12 protein-coding genes are annotated in these 14405 nt (G+C 40.3%); 8 read left to right on the forward strand and 4 right to left on the reverse strand.

Annotated elements, in window-relative coordinates; genetic code table 11:
- Nucleotides 1-40: 40 nt before the first annotated feature.
- Genes waaC through CYP77_RS01610 form a run of 6 tightly spaced genes read left to right on the forward strand, consistent with a single transcriptional unit; the run spans nt 41 to nt 5530 of the window.
- Nucleotides 41-1015, forward strand: coding sequence for a lipopolysaccharide heptosyltransferase I (waaC, locus tag CYP77_RS01585; RefSeq protein WP_103567229.1), 975 nt, complete (start codon nt 41-43; stop codon nt 1013-1015).
- Nucleotides 1008-1901, forward strand: a complete 894-nt coding sequence (locus CYP77_RS01590) for a lipid A biosynthesis lauroyl acyltransferase (RefSeq protein ID WP_103567228.1) — start codon at nt 1008-1010, stop codon at nt 1899-1901. The genes waaC and CYP77_RS01590 overlap by 8 nt, the downstream gene beginning before the upstream one ends.
- Nucleotides 1895-2599 (forward strand): glycosyltransferase family 2 protein, encoded by a 705-nt coding sequence (locus CYP77_RS01595; RefSeq protein WP_103567227.1) that lies wholly within the window; start codon nt 1895-1897, stop codon nt 2597-2599. The genes CYP77_RS01590 and CYP77_RS01595 overlap by 7 nt, the downstream gene beginning before the upstream one ends.
- The gene (gene rfaQ / locus CYP77_RS01600; RefSeq protein ID WP_103567226.1) at nt 2596-3666 is read left to right on the forward strand and encodes a putative lipopolysaccharide heptosyltransferase III; all 1071 of its coding nucleotides are present in this window, start codon (nt 2596-2598) and stop codon (nt 3664-3666) included. The genes CYP77_RS01595 and rfaQ overlap by 4 nt, the downstream gene beginning before the upstream one ends.
- The gene (locus CYP77_RS01605) at nt 3663-4736 is read left to right on the forward strand and encodes a glycosyltransferase family 4 protein (protein WP_103567225.1); all 1074 of its coding nucleotides are present in this window, start codon (nt 3663-3665) and stop codon (nt 4734-4736) included. Before rfaQ ends, CYP77_RS01605 begins: the two co-directional genes overlap by 4 nt.
- Nucleotides 4733-5530: a polysaccharide deacetylase family protein gene (locus tag CYP77_RS01610; protein WP_103567224.1), complete on the forward strand. Its 798-nt coding sequence runs from the start codon at nt 4733-4735 to the stop codon at nt 5528-5530. The genes CYP77_RS01605 and CYP77_RS01610 overlap by 4 nt, the downstream gene beginning before the upstream one ends.
- 9 nt (nt 5531-5539) lie before the next feature.
- Here the strand turns inward: CYP77_RS01610 and CYP77_RS01615 are convergent, their stop codons facing one another.
- A complete protein-coding gene (locus CYP77_RS01615) occupies nt 5540-6310 on the reverse strand; it encodes a polysaccharide deacetylase family protein (protein WP_103567223.1) in 771 nt (256 codons plus the stop codon).
- A complete protein-coding gene (locus tag CYP77_RS01620; RefSeq protein WP_103567222.1) occupies nt 6307-7356 on the reverse strand; it encodes a glycosyltransferase family 4 protein in 1050 nt (349 codons plus the stop codon). Before CYP77_RS01620 ends, CYP77_RS01615 begins: the two co-directional genes overlap by 4 nt.
- Nucleotides 7357-7545: 189 nt before the next feature.
- On the opposite strand from CYP77_RS01620, the gene CYP77_RS01625 reads away from it, so the two are divergent.
- Nucleotides 7546-8577 carry a glycosyltransferase family 4 protein gene (locus CYP77_RS01625; protein ID WP_103567221.1) on the forward strand — a complete coding sequence of 344 codons (1032 nt, stop codon included), beginning with the start codon at nt 7546-7548 and terminating at the stop codon, nt 8575-8577.
- Nucleotides 8574-9527, forward strand: a complete 954-nt coding sequence (gene waaF, locus CYP77_RS01630) for a lipopolysaccharide heptosyltransferase II (RefSeq protein WP_103567220.1) — start codon at nt 8574-8576, stop codon at nt 9525-9527. Before CYP77_RS01625 ends, waaF begins: the two co-directional genes overlap by 4 nt.
- A gap of 34 nt (nt 9528-9561) precedes the next feature.
- Here the strand turns inward: waaF and CYP77_RS01635 are convergent, their stop codons facing one another.
- Both CYP77_RS01635 and dnaE read right to left on the reverse strand, forming a co-directional pair.
- Entirely contained in the window at nt 9562-10269 is a 708-nt protein-coding gene (locus CYP77_RS01635; protein WP_103567219.1) for a DUF6882 domain-containing protein, read from the reverse strand.
- Between the two features lie 15 nt (nt 10270-10284).
- Nucleotides 10285-13896, reverse strand: coding sequence for a DNA polymerase III subunit alpha (gene dnaE, locus CYP77_RS01640; RefSeq protein WP_103567218.1), 3612 nt, complete (start codon nt 13894-13896; stop codon nt 10285-10287).
- Nucleotides 13897-14405: the final 509 nt, after the last annotated feature.

Genomic DNA, 14405 nt, shown 5'->3' on the forward strand with positions numbered 1-14405 from the left:
TTTTTAAAATCATACCAAAAATTTATATTTAAAGTAGCCAATGCAAGATAAAAATCAGCTAAAAATAGCCATCGTCAAGCTCTCCGCTCTTGGAGACATCGTGCATGCAGCCATCGTGCTTCAGTTTATCAAAAAGCACCATCCAAACGCTCACATCACATGGCTCGTTGATGCCCGTTTTGCAAGCCTTTTAAAAGATCATCCCCTAATCGACGAGCTAGTCGTTTTGCCGCTTAAAGAGAGCTTTAAAAAGAGCTATAAGATCATAAAAACGCTTGGTAAATTTGATAAAGTGATCGACTTGCAAGGGCTTTTTAAATCAGCCGTCGTCGCAAAACTACTTGGCAAAGAAATTTACGGCTTTAGCAGAGAAAGTGTCAAAGAAAAGATTGCAGCCAGGCTTTATAGGCATAAATTTAAGATCGACTACAACGAAAATATCATAGTTAGAAACCTAAGCCTTGTTGGATATGCTCTAAATTTTGGCTTTGATAGAGGTGAAATTTTAGAAAAATCGCCCTGCTTTGAAATTTGCAAAAAATTTAAAAATGAAAGCGACAAAAAATGCGTATTGATCGCTGCTTTTGCAAGCGAAGAGAGTAAAATTTATGACAAATTTAAAGATGTGATTAGACTTCTTGTTGGTTGTGAAATTTACCTTTGCTACGGGAGTGAGAGCGAAAAAGCAAGGGCTGAGGCGATCATTTCGGGCACATCTGCAAAACTGCTTGAAAAACTAAGCATAAAAGATATGATAGATTACATCGCAAGCTGCGATCTAGTAATTGGCAATGATAGCGGTCTAACGCACCTTGCATGGGCTGTAAATAGGCCTTCTATCACACTTTTTGGCAACCGACCAAGCCACCGCAATGCCTACGTCACGGACATAAACCTTGTTGTTGATATGGGTAAGGAGATAGATGCTAGAAGTATCGATAAAAACGACTTTTGCATAAGAGAAATTTACCCTGAAACGGTTGCAAATTTCGCAAAAAGGCTGCTAAATGGATAGGATATATCTAGCTGGCTTTTACACCTTGAAATTTATTATATTTATAATGCCTTGCTCGCTTCAAAACATGCTTGCTAAATTTTTAGCATTTGCGTTTATGAAGCTTAAAAAAAAGAGATTTCATATCGTGATGACAAATTTAGACCTTGCTTTTGGTGAGACAAAAACTAAAGAAGAGAAGCTAGAAATCGCTAAAAAATGCTACTACAACTTTGCAAAATACCTCGGTATAAATTTCATCCTAAACCAAAACACAACAAAGCAAAAGATACTAGAGCAAGTTGTTTTTAAAAATGAGCACTTTTTACTTGACGCGATAAAGTCTGGTAGGCCTATCATCGTCACAACTGCACATTTTGGGCAGTGGGAGATATTTCCTCTAGCTGTTGCAGCGCATTTTGGGCCATCTTCAGTGCTTGGCAGAAGACTTGATAGCAGCGTCATGGATAAAATTTTAAGGGCTAATAGAGCGCAGTTTGATGTGGAGCTAATCGACAAAGATGGCGGTGCAAAAGATATCTTAAAAGCGCTAAAAGCTAGGCGAATAGTAGGAATTTTAGTTGATCAAAACACCGCACCAAAAGATGGCATAAAGGTGAATTTTTTTGGCAAAGATGTGCTTCACACGCCAGCAGCAAGCGTGCTAGCGCAAAAGACAAATGCTTTAATCATAAACGCATTTATCTACCAAAAAGGCGAAAATTTAAATGAAATTTGCTTTGAAGAGCCTATTGATATAAGCACGTTTGACAAAGAAGATGCCGTGCAAAAAGCGACGCAGATGCAGTGCAGTGCGTGCGAAGAGATGGTTAGAGCAAAGCCAGAGGAGTACTTTTGGTTTCACCAAAGGTTTAAGAGATTTTACGAAAAAGAGTACGAATGCTAAGCGTTGTCATTTTGACTTGTAACAGCGAAAAGTACCTAAAAGAGGTGTTAGAGAGCGCTAATTTTGCTGATGAGATCATCGTGGTTGATAGCGGCTCACGAGATAGCACAAGGCAAATTTGTGATGGCTTTAGCAATGTGAAATTTCACGAGCAAGCTTGGCTTGGATTTGGCGCGCAAAAGCAAAAGGGCGTGGATCTAGCCAAAAACGAGTGGGTATTTGTGCTTGATAGCGACGAGGTGATAACAGACGAGCTTAAAAACGAGATCATTAGCACGCTAAAAGAGCCTAAATTTATGGCTTACAATGTTGCTAGGCTAAATTTCTTTTTTGGCAAAGCGATAAAAAATATGGGGCTATATCCAGACTACACAGTAAGGCTTTTTAATAAAAATTTTGCCAAATTTGATGGCAGAGCTGTGCATGAAAAGGTCATTTTAAATGACGACTCTCAAAGGCTTGGAGCGCTTAAAAACCACTTCTTACACTATGCATATGAGAGCATCGAGCAGTTCGTCGCTAAGCAAAATCGCTACTCAAGCATGGGCGCAAAAAGAAATTTGCTAAAGGCACTTACAAGCCCTGCTTGGACATTTTTTAAGCTTTATGTGCTAAAAGGTGGCTTTAAAGAGGGCTTTACGGGCTACGTTATCGCTAGACTTTACGCCCAGTACACATTTTGGAAATATATAAAATGAAAATACTTGTAATTAAATTTAGAAACATCGGCGACGTGCTTTTGACAACGCCGCTCATTGAAAATTTGCACCACTACTACCCAGAGGCAACCATTGACTTTGCCCTAAATAAAGGGACAGAAGCGATGATAGAAGGCAATCCATATATAAATAAAATCCACATTTATGATAGGCAAAGTGCAAATTCTGGCTTTTTTAAAAAGCTAATGACTGAGCTAAAATTTATAAGAGCGATCAAAAAAGAGAAATACGATATGGCGGTGCAAACGACTACTGGAGACCGCGGCGTCATCATCTCAAAATACGCCAAAATCAAAAAGATAGTTGGCTTTTTAGGCAAGCACAAGGCGATAAACAAGCTTTTAAGCGTAAAGGCAAAATACTACGAAAATTTCTCCCACACGGTTGATCTAAATTTAAATGCGCTAAGGGCACTGGGCTTTGAGCCAGTGAGTAAAAAAGTGAGCGTCTTTTCAGATGAGAGTGTGGAGCAACTAAATTTACCAAAACGCTTTGTGCATGTTCATCTAACAAGCCGCTGGATGTTTAAATGCGTAAATGATGAGAGCATAGCAGAGCTCATCGACTACTGCGAAAATGAGCTTGGCGCAAAGGTCGTGCTAACAAGTGATAACAAAGAAAATGAGCTAAATAAGCTTGCAAGCGTGCTAAAAATTTGCAAAAGCGAGCCTATAAATTTAGGCGGCAAGCTAAGCCTAAAACAAACGATAGCCCTCTCAAAGCGCTCAAGTCTCTTTATCGGCGTCGATACTGCTATCATGCACATAGCTGCTGCAAATGACGTGCCAGTGATCGCCTTTTTTGGCCCAAGTGGAGCTTTTGAGTGGGGACCTTGGGACAATGGCTTGATGCAAAATGGCTACACAGCGCAAAATGGCATCCAAAGCATGGGCAAACACATCGTATATCAAAAAGATTGGGACTTTGTGCCTTGCGATAAAGATGGCATAAAAGAGCACGGCATCGAGAAGACTTTAATGGACTTTAGTGATGAAATGGGACAGATAAAGGCGAAAATAAGATCAAATTTGGAGCTAGCGCAATGAACATCCTCCACACGCAGACACTTTTTAACTGGGGTGGCGAGCAAAACAAGACACTAAACGAGATGCGCTTTATGCGTGAAATGGGTCATGAAGTGATGCTATTTTGCAACCCAAATTCGCAGATCGAAAGCATCGCGAAAGAAGATGGATTTAAGGTCATCACGCACGAAATGAATAAGAAAAATTTTCATAAAAGCGTGCCAGCACTTTGTGAAGTGATAAGATCAAATAACATAGATGTCGTGATCACACATGGCTCGACTGATAGCTGGGTCGGCGCCATATCTGGGCTTTTTTACCGCAAAAGAGGCGTTAAATTTTATAAAGAAAGACACAATCTTTTCCCTATAAATGGGTTTGTTTCTAAATTTATGCATAAAAAGCTTTTTGACAAAATTTTATACATCTCAGGTAGCGTCAAAGAGTATCTCCTAAACATCGGCGTTAGCGAAGATAGGCTCTTTTTTATGCCAAGCACGGTTGATGTCGAAAAAATTGATAGCACAAAAAGCACTTTTAGAGATGAGTTTCATATCACCAAAGATGAGCTAGTCATCGGCACTTTTACCTCACTTTACCGCAAGAAAGGGGTCTTTGACTTTGCAAGTGCTGCAAAAGAAATTTTAAAGACAAAGGATGCGACTATTGTATTTTCTGGCAACATTAGTGATGGTACAAAAGAGCAGATCGCCTCTATGTTTGATGAAAAAGATAAGATCATCTTCACTGGCTTTAGAAATGACGTGGCAAATGTTATAAAAAGCTTTGATATCTATGTATTTGCCTCGCACTCTGAGGGGCTTGGTACGGTCTTGCTTGAGGCGATGAGCTCAAAGGTGCCAGTCGTGGTCTATGATAACGCCCCGATGAACGTGCTGGTTAAAGATAAAGAGCGTGGGCTTTGTGCTAGAAATTTAGATGAAATTTCATTAAAAGAGTGCATTTTAGAGCTGATAAATGAGCCTGAAAAAGCCAAAATTTACTCTCAAAACGCCTTTAAATTTGTGGATGAAAACTTTAGCCACAAGGCGCTAAAAGAGGCTATAAGAAATTTACTGGAGCAAAAATGAACTACCCAGTTTGCGTGCTAACGATGCACCACTGCAATAATAATGAAAACGACTTTGCCATAAGGCCTGAGCTATTTAAAAAAGCGCTTCTTATGGCACTTGACGAGGGCTACAAATTTATAAATTATGGTCAGTTTAAAGATATCGTGGCTGGCAGGTCAAAAGCCTCCAAAAAGAGCATTTTGCTAACTTTTGATGATGGATATTTTGACAATTATAAATTTGCATTTCCTATCTTAAAAGAGCTAAACATCCCAGCTGTTTGCTTTTTGATAACAGATAAGATCAAGGATTTTAAAAGGCAGGATTACGATTTTTCGTTTAAAAAACACAAAGAGATCGACTACGACAAAGACGCAGAGTATTTTTTAAATTTAGATGAGATCAGGCAGATGCAAGAGAGTGGGCTCTTTGAGTTTGATAGCCACACAGCGAGCCACTTTTCTTGCAGAAGCGACGATGAGGCAAAGCTAAGAGAGGAGTTTTCTAGCTCGCTTGCTAAGATAAAAGAGCTATTTCCAGAAAAAAAAGAATTTGGCTTTTGCTTTCCAAAAGGGCATTTTAACGAGCTTTCGCAAAGGATAGTTAAAGAGTATTACGGCTTTGCTTTTAGCGTGATAGATGGTGGATTTTGCGTTGGAGATGATAAATTTAAGATAAGGCGTATCGATATCTCAAACAACGCAAAGAGCGAGAGCGACTACATTTTTAGAGTTAAAAAGAAGCTTTTTATCTATTCAACGCCATTTATAGGCAAAATTTACTCAGACTTTAGAAATAGAAGCTTTAAATAACACTTAGCTCTAGCTCCTTAGAAAAGCATATATCGATCCCAAAAAGTCATTTTGGTAGATAAACATAGTCTTTTTAAGCCATTTTTCATCACGCTTTGTCACTATGCGTTTTATCTCCTCTAAATTACCATCAGCCTTATTTATGCCGCGTTTTGTCGTGAAAAATGCCTTGTAGCCATGCTTTTTGGCAACACTTAGGTACTCATCATTATATTTGCCTCTTGGCCAGCAAAGTGCGTTGTCCTCAAAGCCAAAATTTTTCTTCATAAACTCACGACAAAGACCAAATTCCTCATCCAAGCTTAGCTGTCCAAAATATCCATCAAAATGCCCGTGCGTATGCGAATGAAAATAAAAGCAGTCCTTCATCTTCTCGATCTGCTCTAAATTTAAGATCACGTCTTGCGGCCTACTTGGAGCAAGCCTCTTGCACTCGTTGTGATCGACATTTAAAAAGCTAGCAGGCCTCATCTCATGGGCCTTTTGCGCTGCTTCTATCCAGCCAGTAACTATAAACATATTTGCTTTTAGTCCAAATTCTTTCACGATAGGATAGGCATAGATGTAGTTGTCCATCCAGCCATCATCAAATGTTATACAAACGCTCTTTTTAGGCACTTCAATCTCGCCTTTTTTATATGCGATAAATTCATTTATACTTAGTGTTTTATAGTCATTTTCGGCTAGAAATTTCATGTGCGATCTAAACTCATCCACGCTACTAGCGATAAATCCGCTCTTTTCAAGCACGTGGTGATACATCAAAACTGGTACGCTCATTTTACAAGCTCCATATATAAATTTTGTGTGTTTTCTATCATTTTTTCGATGCTAAATGTCTCTTTGACGTACTCTCTGCCAAACTCACCCATCTGCTTTCTTAAATTTTCATTCAAAATAAGCCTTTCAAGCACCTTTTTTAGCTCCTCTTTGTTGCCATTTTTAAACAAAAATCCGCTTTTGCCATTACTCACTGCCTCGCCAAGACCGCCCACGTCACTTCCGATGGTAGCTAGCTTGCACGAAGAAGCCTCAAGCAGAGCTCCGCCGATCGCCTCCATGTCTGAAGGTAGCACACAGATATCAAGTGAGCCTAAAAAGTCGCTCACGTCGGTTCTGTTGCCAAGCATGAAGATATTTTTCTTATCTTTTATATACTCGTGTAAATTTTTATTTTGAGGACCATCACCCACGATAAAAAGGGCTGATTTTTCTAAATTTAGCTCGCTAAATGCATCAATTAAGAGTTTGTGATTTTTAGCTGCTCTTAGCACCGCGACGATACAAACGCCCACCACATCGTCACTTAAGCCAAATTCTTTTTTCATATTTATCTTAAATTCTGGCGTGTATTTTTGCGTATCGATGCCAGTGTAGATTTTTAGCACCTTCTCTTTTTTGACACCTCTTTTGATAAGATCAGCGCAGACTGAGTTGCAAACGCCGACCACTTTTGTACTTAAGTTGTAAGGTATTGGGGAACTTATAGGTAGTTGTAAATGTCTAGTGCGAACCACGCTAACGCCACAAATTTTGCCCACGATCGCGCCTATGGTGCCATCTTTGCCTGAGTGAGTTGAGATGATTTTTATATTATTTTGTTTTACAAATTTGCAAATTTTTAAAATTTCAAAGATATTAAAAGACTTTTTAAGGTTAAACTCAACAAATTCACACTCTATTTGTTTTTCAAAGCTTTTTGAGCCAGGATTTAGTCCATAAAAAACCTTAAATTTGCTCTTATCTAGCCCATTTATCACACGCTGTGTGCGGTGCTCTTGCCCGCCAAATCCTAAAGAGCTTTCAAGCTCAAGTATGTTTATCATTATTTTTCCTAGCTTCAATATCGCTTAAATTAGCGATTTTTAGGGCATTATAACTAAAATTTTTTTAATTTTATTTTTAAGTATTTTACTATTTGTTTTTGATAAAATAAATCCCTTAAAATAAAAATCAAATGCCTTATTAATAATTATTAATGCTACTTATCTGGGCAGTAGTTTTAGGAGTTATAGATGAAAAAAATAGTATTTTTAAGAACTAATCCAAACGCAGTTGGAGGTGCTGAAAGATACTTAAGAAGGCTTGTTAAGGCCATAAATGAGCTTGGTATCCAAACTGAGATTCGCTCATATCTTGGCGACACTGGCGTCTCTTCTTGGAAAAAGGCTCTAAATTTTAACCGCCAAGTAAAACGTCAGAAAAGAGAGGATGAGTTTTACTTTAGCCTAGAGCGAGTAAGCTGCGCCGATATCTACAGGGCTGGAGACGGCGTGCACAAGGTTTATAGGGCGACAAAAAGCTTTTGGTGGCTAAATCCCCTAAATTTCGTCTATCCATACTTAGAGAAAAGATGCTTTAAAAACTCCCAAAAGATCATCACAAACTCAAATTTCATCAAAGAGCAGATCATCGCGACTTACGGCATAGAACCAGAGAAGATCACGACCATTTATAACGGCGTAAATTTACCCCAAAGGGTGCAAAAAGCCGAGGCAAAGCTCGCACTTTGTGAGGAATTCGGACTTAAATTTGAGCTTGCAACCCTGCTTTTTGTGGGAAATGGCTTTAAAAGAAAGGGGCTAAAAGAGTTTTTGCTCCTTGCTTCAAAGCTAAAAACGCCCGTAAATACGCTCATTGTCGGCAAAGATAAAAACATCTCAAGCTACAAACGCCTAGCTAAAAAACTTGGGCTAAACGCCTATTTTGTCGGCGAGCAAAAGAGCACGGCGAAATTTTATGAAGCGAGCGATATTTTCATCTTTCCAACGCACTATGAACCATTTTCAAATGTCGTGTTAGAGGCACTTAGCTTTAAAAACGTGGTCTTTACGACGGCTCAAAATGGAGCTAGCGAGATATTAGAAGATAAATTTGTACTTCAAAGTCCAAGTGACGAGAGCGCACTGGAGTTCATAGATGAAATTCTCACAAACCACGAGCTTATGGCGAGCTTGCAAGAGAAGGCTTATCAGCTTTCGCTAAATTTTAGTATCGAAAAAAACGCCGCTCTTACGCTTGAAGTGATAAAAGACGCCTTAAAATGAGATTTTTTATCGAGCTTCCAACCTGGCTAGGTGATAGCGTGATGGCAAGCGCTGCGATAGAAAATTTGGTGCAAAATGAGAAGAATTTACAAATCGTTTTTTTTGGCTCATTTGTAGCCTGTGAGCTTTATAAAAACCACCCAAACTGCGAAAAAGTGGTCGTTGATGAGAGCAAAAAGGCAAAATTTAGATTTTTATCTCTTGCCAAAAGCGCAAAAAGTCTTGGCAAATTTGATCTAGCGCTTAGTTTTAGAAGCTCATTTGCTAGCAAATTTCTGCTATTTTTTATAAACGCTAAGCAAAAGGCTATCTTTAGAAAGAGCAAAACCGTCCTTCATCAGGTGCTAAAATATGCAAATTTTGTAAAAAATGCCCTTGGCTTGGGCGAAATTTATACCGATTTAAAGCTATATTTTACCCCTAAAATTTCAGCCAAAAAAACACTAGCACTAAACCCAGGTGCGAGCTACGGAAGTGCGAAAAGATGGTACCCAGAGTACTTTGCGCAGGTGGCACTAAATTACAAAGATGAGTTTGAGATCGTTATCTTTGGTGGCAAAGGCGAGCAAGAAATTTGCGAAAAAATTGAGCAAATTTTAAAAGAAAACGGCGCAACTTGCCAAAATTTAGCTGGCAAAACAAGCGTCAAAGAGCTTTGTGAGCGCATAGCTGGGCTTAGCCAAAATGGTATTTTCGTCACAAACGATAGTGGCCCTATGCACATAGCTGCCGCCTTTCATGTGCCAACTATCGCTCTTTTTGGACCGACAAAATTTAGCGAAACCTCGCCATGGGGAAATGAATTTGCAAAGATAGTGCATCTAAATTTAGAGTGCATGCCATGTATGAAGCGAGTTTGCCCACTAAAAACGCATGCTTGCATGAGAGAGCTAAAGCCACAAATGGTGATAGATGAGATAAATTTACTAAGAAAAGAGCTAGACTACTAAGCTAAGTGCCTAATAACCCAGCCAAAATATAAGATTACAACTTCGCGGAGATATCTGTTAGTCTATTAAGATCATCAAATTTGAAGCTAAGTTCATCTTTACGCTTAGCTACTATCTCATCCTTGTTTTCGCTAAATTTTATCTCGCTGCCCAGCAAAAGTCCTTTTATAAAAAGCTTGTGATCAAGCTCATAGGCACTTATACACTCATTTACTACGCTTATTACTTCATTTGCTAAAACAGGCTCTTTAAAGATAGCCTCCGCCCTAAACGCCACATACGCAGCACCTCCGTCGTAATCGATCTTATAATAACTTAGCTCCTCGCCAAGCGCCACGCAAGCAACCAAGCTAATCGTGTGACCATTTATCTCTTCATCTAGCTCAAACTGCGCCGTGCTAAACGCTTCAAGTCCAAATTTCTCGCCAAACTCACGCGCCCTATTTGCAAGGCCAAGCAAGCGCTCGTCAAAGCCATTTATATTTTCATATCCCCAAAGCCAAGTGTTTGACGAAAAGCTCTCAGAGCCGATAAACTGCATATCAAACTCTTTTTCATCAAAGTAAATTTTGCCACTTTCAAAGTCAACTTGCCGCTTGCTAGCCTCAACAACTTGCTTAAAAAGCCGTTTTTGAAGCAGCATCGCTCTACCAAGGCAAGCGCTAAAAAGCTCACTCCAGTTAGACTTATCCACACCAAGCTCATCTAAAAAATGACCCTTTTTTCTAAAAATATCAAACATCTCTTGTCCTTAAATTTACGCTGAAGCGGCTAGCTTTTCTATCTCTTCGCCTACATCATCACTTACGATAAACTCGGTCTTATAGATGAAAATTTCGCCAGTTGCTTCATTTTTTATCTTCAAGATTAGCCGTTTTTGATTATTTGGAGCATTTTTGCTAAAAACTAGCGAGTAAATTTGCTCCAGCTTTTGCCTGCTAAGCTCGCTCAGCATCAAAAGCACCTCTAGTTCGGCATACTCTCTTGCTTTTTGAGGGGTGCTCGCCTCTTCATTTTTGCTAAATTTAGAGTTTTGCTTTAGCTTTCTAGTCTTAAAGTCTAAATTTTGCGCATCTTCTAGGCTATAAACCTCATTTAAATTTGTCCTAACAAACTGATCGTCGCGTGAGATATTTATCCTAAAAGCATAAGGCAGATCGCGCTTTGCCTCGTCTTTTACGATATCTTCGATGTTGCCAAGCTCTCTTTCAAATACTGCGATCTCGATGTTGCCGTGAAAGTCAAGCACATTTATAGTGCCCATTTTTTTGCCGCTTTTTGTGATCCTCGTGCTAAAGTCCTCGATCTTGCCAACCACCAAAATTTCAGCGCTTTGTGGCAAGGTTTCAAACTCCGAGCTTAGCGTGTATTTGATCTTATTTATCTCATCTTTATAGTCATCAAGCGGGTGACCTGAGAGGTAGATACCAACACTCTCTTGCTCAAATTTCAAGATCTGTTTAATGTCAAATTCATCATCTATAGTGACGAAATTTATCTTCACGTCATTCATACTATCATCTTCGCCAAAGAGGCTCTCGGCCGCATTTTTACGTATCTGAGCAGCATTTTTGCAAGCTTCTACGATATTTTCTACATTTTGCAAAAGCATCTTGCGGCTAAAGCCAAACTCATCGAAGCAGCCAGCTTTTATGAGGCTTTCAAAGACCTTTTTATTGACCTTAAATGGATCGATCCTTGAGACAAAGTCATCTATGCTCTTAAATTCGCCCTTTGCGTCACGCTCAGCGATGATGTTCTCAATTGCCGCTCCACCAACGCCCTTAATCGCTCCAAGCCCAAAGATAATACCATCGTGCTCGCCATTTTTAACGACGCTAAATTCTTTGGTTGATTTGTTGATAGATGGAGGCAAAGTATCGATGTTTATGCGTTTTATCTCATCGATGTAGCGAACGATCTTATCGACGTTGCTCTCCTCGCTTGTTAGAAGTGCCGCCATAAATTCAGCCGGATAGTAAGCCTTCAGATAAGCCGTCTGAAATGTGACATAAGCGTAGGCTGCGGAGTGAGACTTGTTAAAGCCATATCCTGCAAATTTAACGATCAACTCGAAAAGATCATCCGCTTTTTGTCCATTTAGCCCCTTTGCCTCAGCACCTTTTACAAACTCGCCCTTTAGCCTGTCCATCTCCTCTTTGATCTTTTTACCCATCGCACGGCGCACAAGGTCCGCACCGCCTAAGCTAAAGCCGCCTATGGCCTGCACGATCTGCATGACTTGCTCTTGATAGACGATGACGCCGTATGTTGGCGCGAGGATCGGCTCAAGCTCCTTAAATGCGTATGTTATCTCCGCCTCGCCATGTTTTCTCTTAACGAAGTCATCAAGCATGCCACTCTCCATAGGTCCTGGGCGGTAGAGTGCTAGCATCGCGACGATATCCTCAAAGCAGTCTGGGCGCAGGCTAGTTCCTAGCTTTCTCATACCCTCGCCCTCTATCTGAAAGATGCCGATGGCTTGGCCACTTTGTATCATCTTATAAACGCCAGAGTCGTTTTTATCGACCTGCTCCCAGATGATGTCCTTGCCAGTGCGCTGTTTAACGAGCTTTATCGCATTATCGATAACCGTTAGCGTCTTAAGGCCAAGAAAGTCAAATTTTATTAAATCAACATCTTCAAGGTATTTGAGGCTATACTGAGTGACAAAGCGATCTTCTGGGCTGTTTGGTTGGCGAAATAGTGGGGTTTTGTTCCAAAGCTCTTCGTTTGAGATGACAACGCCTGCTGCGTGCTGGCCGGCGTTTCTGTTTAGTCCCTCAAGATCAAGGGCAAATTTCCAAATTTTAGCCGCCTTTGGATTTTGACTTATTAGCTCAGCTATCTTTGGCTCTTTATCATAGGCGTCTTTTAGCGTGATGTTAAGCTCATCAGGGATAAGCTTTGCCATCGCATCAGCCTCCGCATAAGGCATGTCGCACACTCTAGCGACATCTCTAATAACACCCTTTGCGAGCAATTTACCAAATGTAATGACGCCAGCAACGTTAAATTTGCCGTATTTTTGCGTGACGTAGTCGATGATCTCGCCACGTCTGCTTTGGCAAAAATCAACGTCAATATCTGGCATGCTAACGCGCTCTGGGTTTAGAAATCTCTCAAAAAGCAGGTTGTATGGGATAGGATCAAGGTCGGTGATCTTTAGCGAGTAAGCGACCAAGCTACCAGCCGCAGAGCCACGTCCTGGGCCAACTGGCACGCCTCTGCGCTTGGCTTCGTTGATGAAGTCCCAAACGATCATCATATATCCTGGGAAATTCATCTTATTGATGATGCCGATCTCTATCTCAAGGCGTTTTCTATACTCCTCGTGTAAATTTTCTGGGACAAATTTCAGCCTCTCTTCAAGGCCTTTTCTGCACTCGTGCTCGAAAAATACAGCGTCATTTTTGAAGCTATATCTGTTTTCTGGCTCTGGGAGGGTCAAATTTCTCTCTTTGGCGCACTCAAGAGTAAATTTAAAATTTGGCGGAGTTGGGTTGCCAAGCTTGATCTCAAGATTGCACTTATCCACGATCTCTTGGGTATTTTCTATCACTTCAGGGATGTCTAAAAATAGCTCGTTCATCTGCTCTTTGCTTTTGACAAAAAACTCATGGACGCTGTGGCGAAGTCGGTTTGGATCGTCTAATGTTTTGTTCATCGCGATGCACATGAAAACCTCGTGCGCAGCGGCTCTTTCTTTAAAAGTGTAGTGGGTGTCGTTTGTGGCGATGACCTTGATGCCAGTCTCTTTTGCGATACGCAAGATGTCATCGTCTATGCGCCTTTGATCGCCGATGCCATGGCGCATGATCTCAAGGTAAAAGTCATCGCCAAAAATCTCTTTATACTCAAGCGCGACCTCTTTTGCACGCTCATAGCCTTTAGCGCCAAATTTAACGTTACGGTCGCTTAAATTTAGATGCCAGCTCACCTCGCCCTGCAAGCAAGCAGAGCTACAAACTAGCCCCTCGCTGTGCTCTTTTAAGATTTTTTTATTGATACGAGGATAGTAGTAAAAGCCCTCGATGTAGCTCATGGAGCTAAGATACATCAAATTTTTGTAGCCAGTCTCATTTTTGGCGATTAAGATGAGGTGAAAGCGCTGTTTGGTGCTCTTGTCGTCAAGCTGTTCGCCGTTATGCACGTAGGCTTCGATGCCAATTAGCGGTTTTATCCCCTCTTTTTTCATCTTTTTGTAAAAATCAATTGCGCCAAACATGTTGCCGTGATCCGTGATCGCTGCTGCTGTGTCGCCTCTGTCATGGAGCGTATGAGCTAGCTCTTCTATCTTGTTAGCTCCGTCTAGTAGGGAGTATTCGGTGTGTAAATGTAGGTGTGTAAAGCCAGAATTTTCACTCATTTTTTATCCTTTTTAATGAGCGGATTTTACAAAATTTTGGCTAATAAGGCGCTTGATGAAAGCTTAATGTGAGCTTTAAAATTTAGAGATTTTTCAGTCTATGGCAATAGTAAAGCACGCGATTATGCTACCGCGCTGTGCTATTTAGCGTTTGAGAAATTTTAAAATTAGAGCTGGCAAATCACATTGTCAAATTTAACCTCGATGAAATTTTAAACCGCATGCGCTGCGCTAGCACAATCGCATGTAGTTAAAAAACTCGAGCAAATTTTAAAATTTCATGAACGAGTAATTTCGGCTCTAAAATTTGAGCTAAGCTATGAGCGAAGCCAAATTTTAGTAGTCAATTCTTGCGAGTGAATGAAAGTTTAAAATTTGTGAAATAGATTTTTATAAATTTAATGTTTATTTCTTTGTTAAGGGGGAAGAGGCTTGAATTACGAAGTCGTTCCCTTCCCCCTTAACAATCCCCTAACCCCTACGACGTTAGAGGTGGCATGCGATAGCGC

Source organism: Campylobacter concisus (genome assembly GCF_002913865.1).
GTDB lineage: Bacteria > Campylobacterota > Campylobacteria > Campylobacterales > Campylobacteraceae > Campylobacter_A > Campylobacter_A concisus_AM.

Bases quoted from the DNA above. Each gene is read 5' to 3' on its own strand.
- waaC (WP_103567229.1), top strand. From the start codon at position 41: ATGCAAGATAAAAATCAGCTAAAAATAGCCATCGTCAAGCTCTCCGCT.
- CYP77_RS01590 (WP_103567228.1), top strand. From the start codon at position 1,008: ATGGATAGGATATATCTAGCTGGCTTTTACACCTTGAAATTTATTATA.
- CYP77_RS01595 (WP_103567227.1), top strand. From the start codon at position 1,895: ATGCTAAGCGTTGTCATTTTGACTTGTAACAGCGAAAAGTACCTAAAA.
- rfaQ (WP_103567226.1), top strand. From the start codon at position 2,596: ATGAAAATACTTGTAATTAAATTTAGAAACATCGGCGACGTGCTTTTG.
- CYP77_RS01605 (WP_103567225.1), top strand. From the start codon at position 3,663: ATGAACATCCTCCACACGCAGACACTTTTTAACTGGGGTGGCGAGCAA.
- CYP77_RS01610 (WP_103567224.1), top strand. From the start codon at position 4,733: ATGAACTACCCAGTTTGCGTGCTAACGATGCACCACTGCAATAATAAT.
- CYP77_RS01615 (WP_103567223.1), bottom strand. From the start codon at position 6,310: ATGAGCGTACCAGTTTTGATGTATCACCACGTGCTTGAAAAGAGCGGA.
- CYP77_RS01620 (WP_103567222.1), bottom strand. From the start codon at position 7,356: ATGATAAACATACTTGAGCTTGAAAGCTCTTTAGGATTTGGCGGGCAA.
- CYP77_RS01625 (WP_103567221.1), top strand. From the start codon at position 7,546: ATGAAAAAAATAGTATTTTTAAGAACTAATCCAAACGCAGTTGGAGGT.
- waaF (WP_103567220.1), top strand. From the start codon at position 8,574: ATGAGATTTTTTATCGAGCTTCCAACCTGGCTAGGTGATAGCGTGATG.
- CYP77_RS01635 (WP_103567219.1), bottom strand. From the start codon at position 10,269: ATGTTTGATATTTTTAGAAAAAAGGGTCATTTTTTAGATGAGCTTGGT.
- dnaE (WP_103567218.1), bottom strand. From the start codon at position 13,896: ATGAGTGAAAATTCTGGCTTTACACACCTACATTTACACACCGAATAC.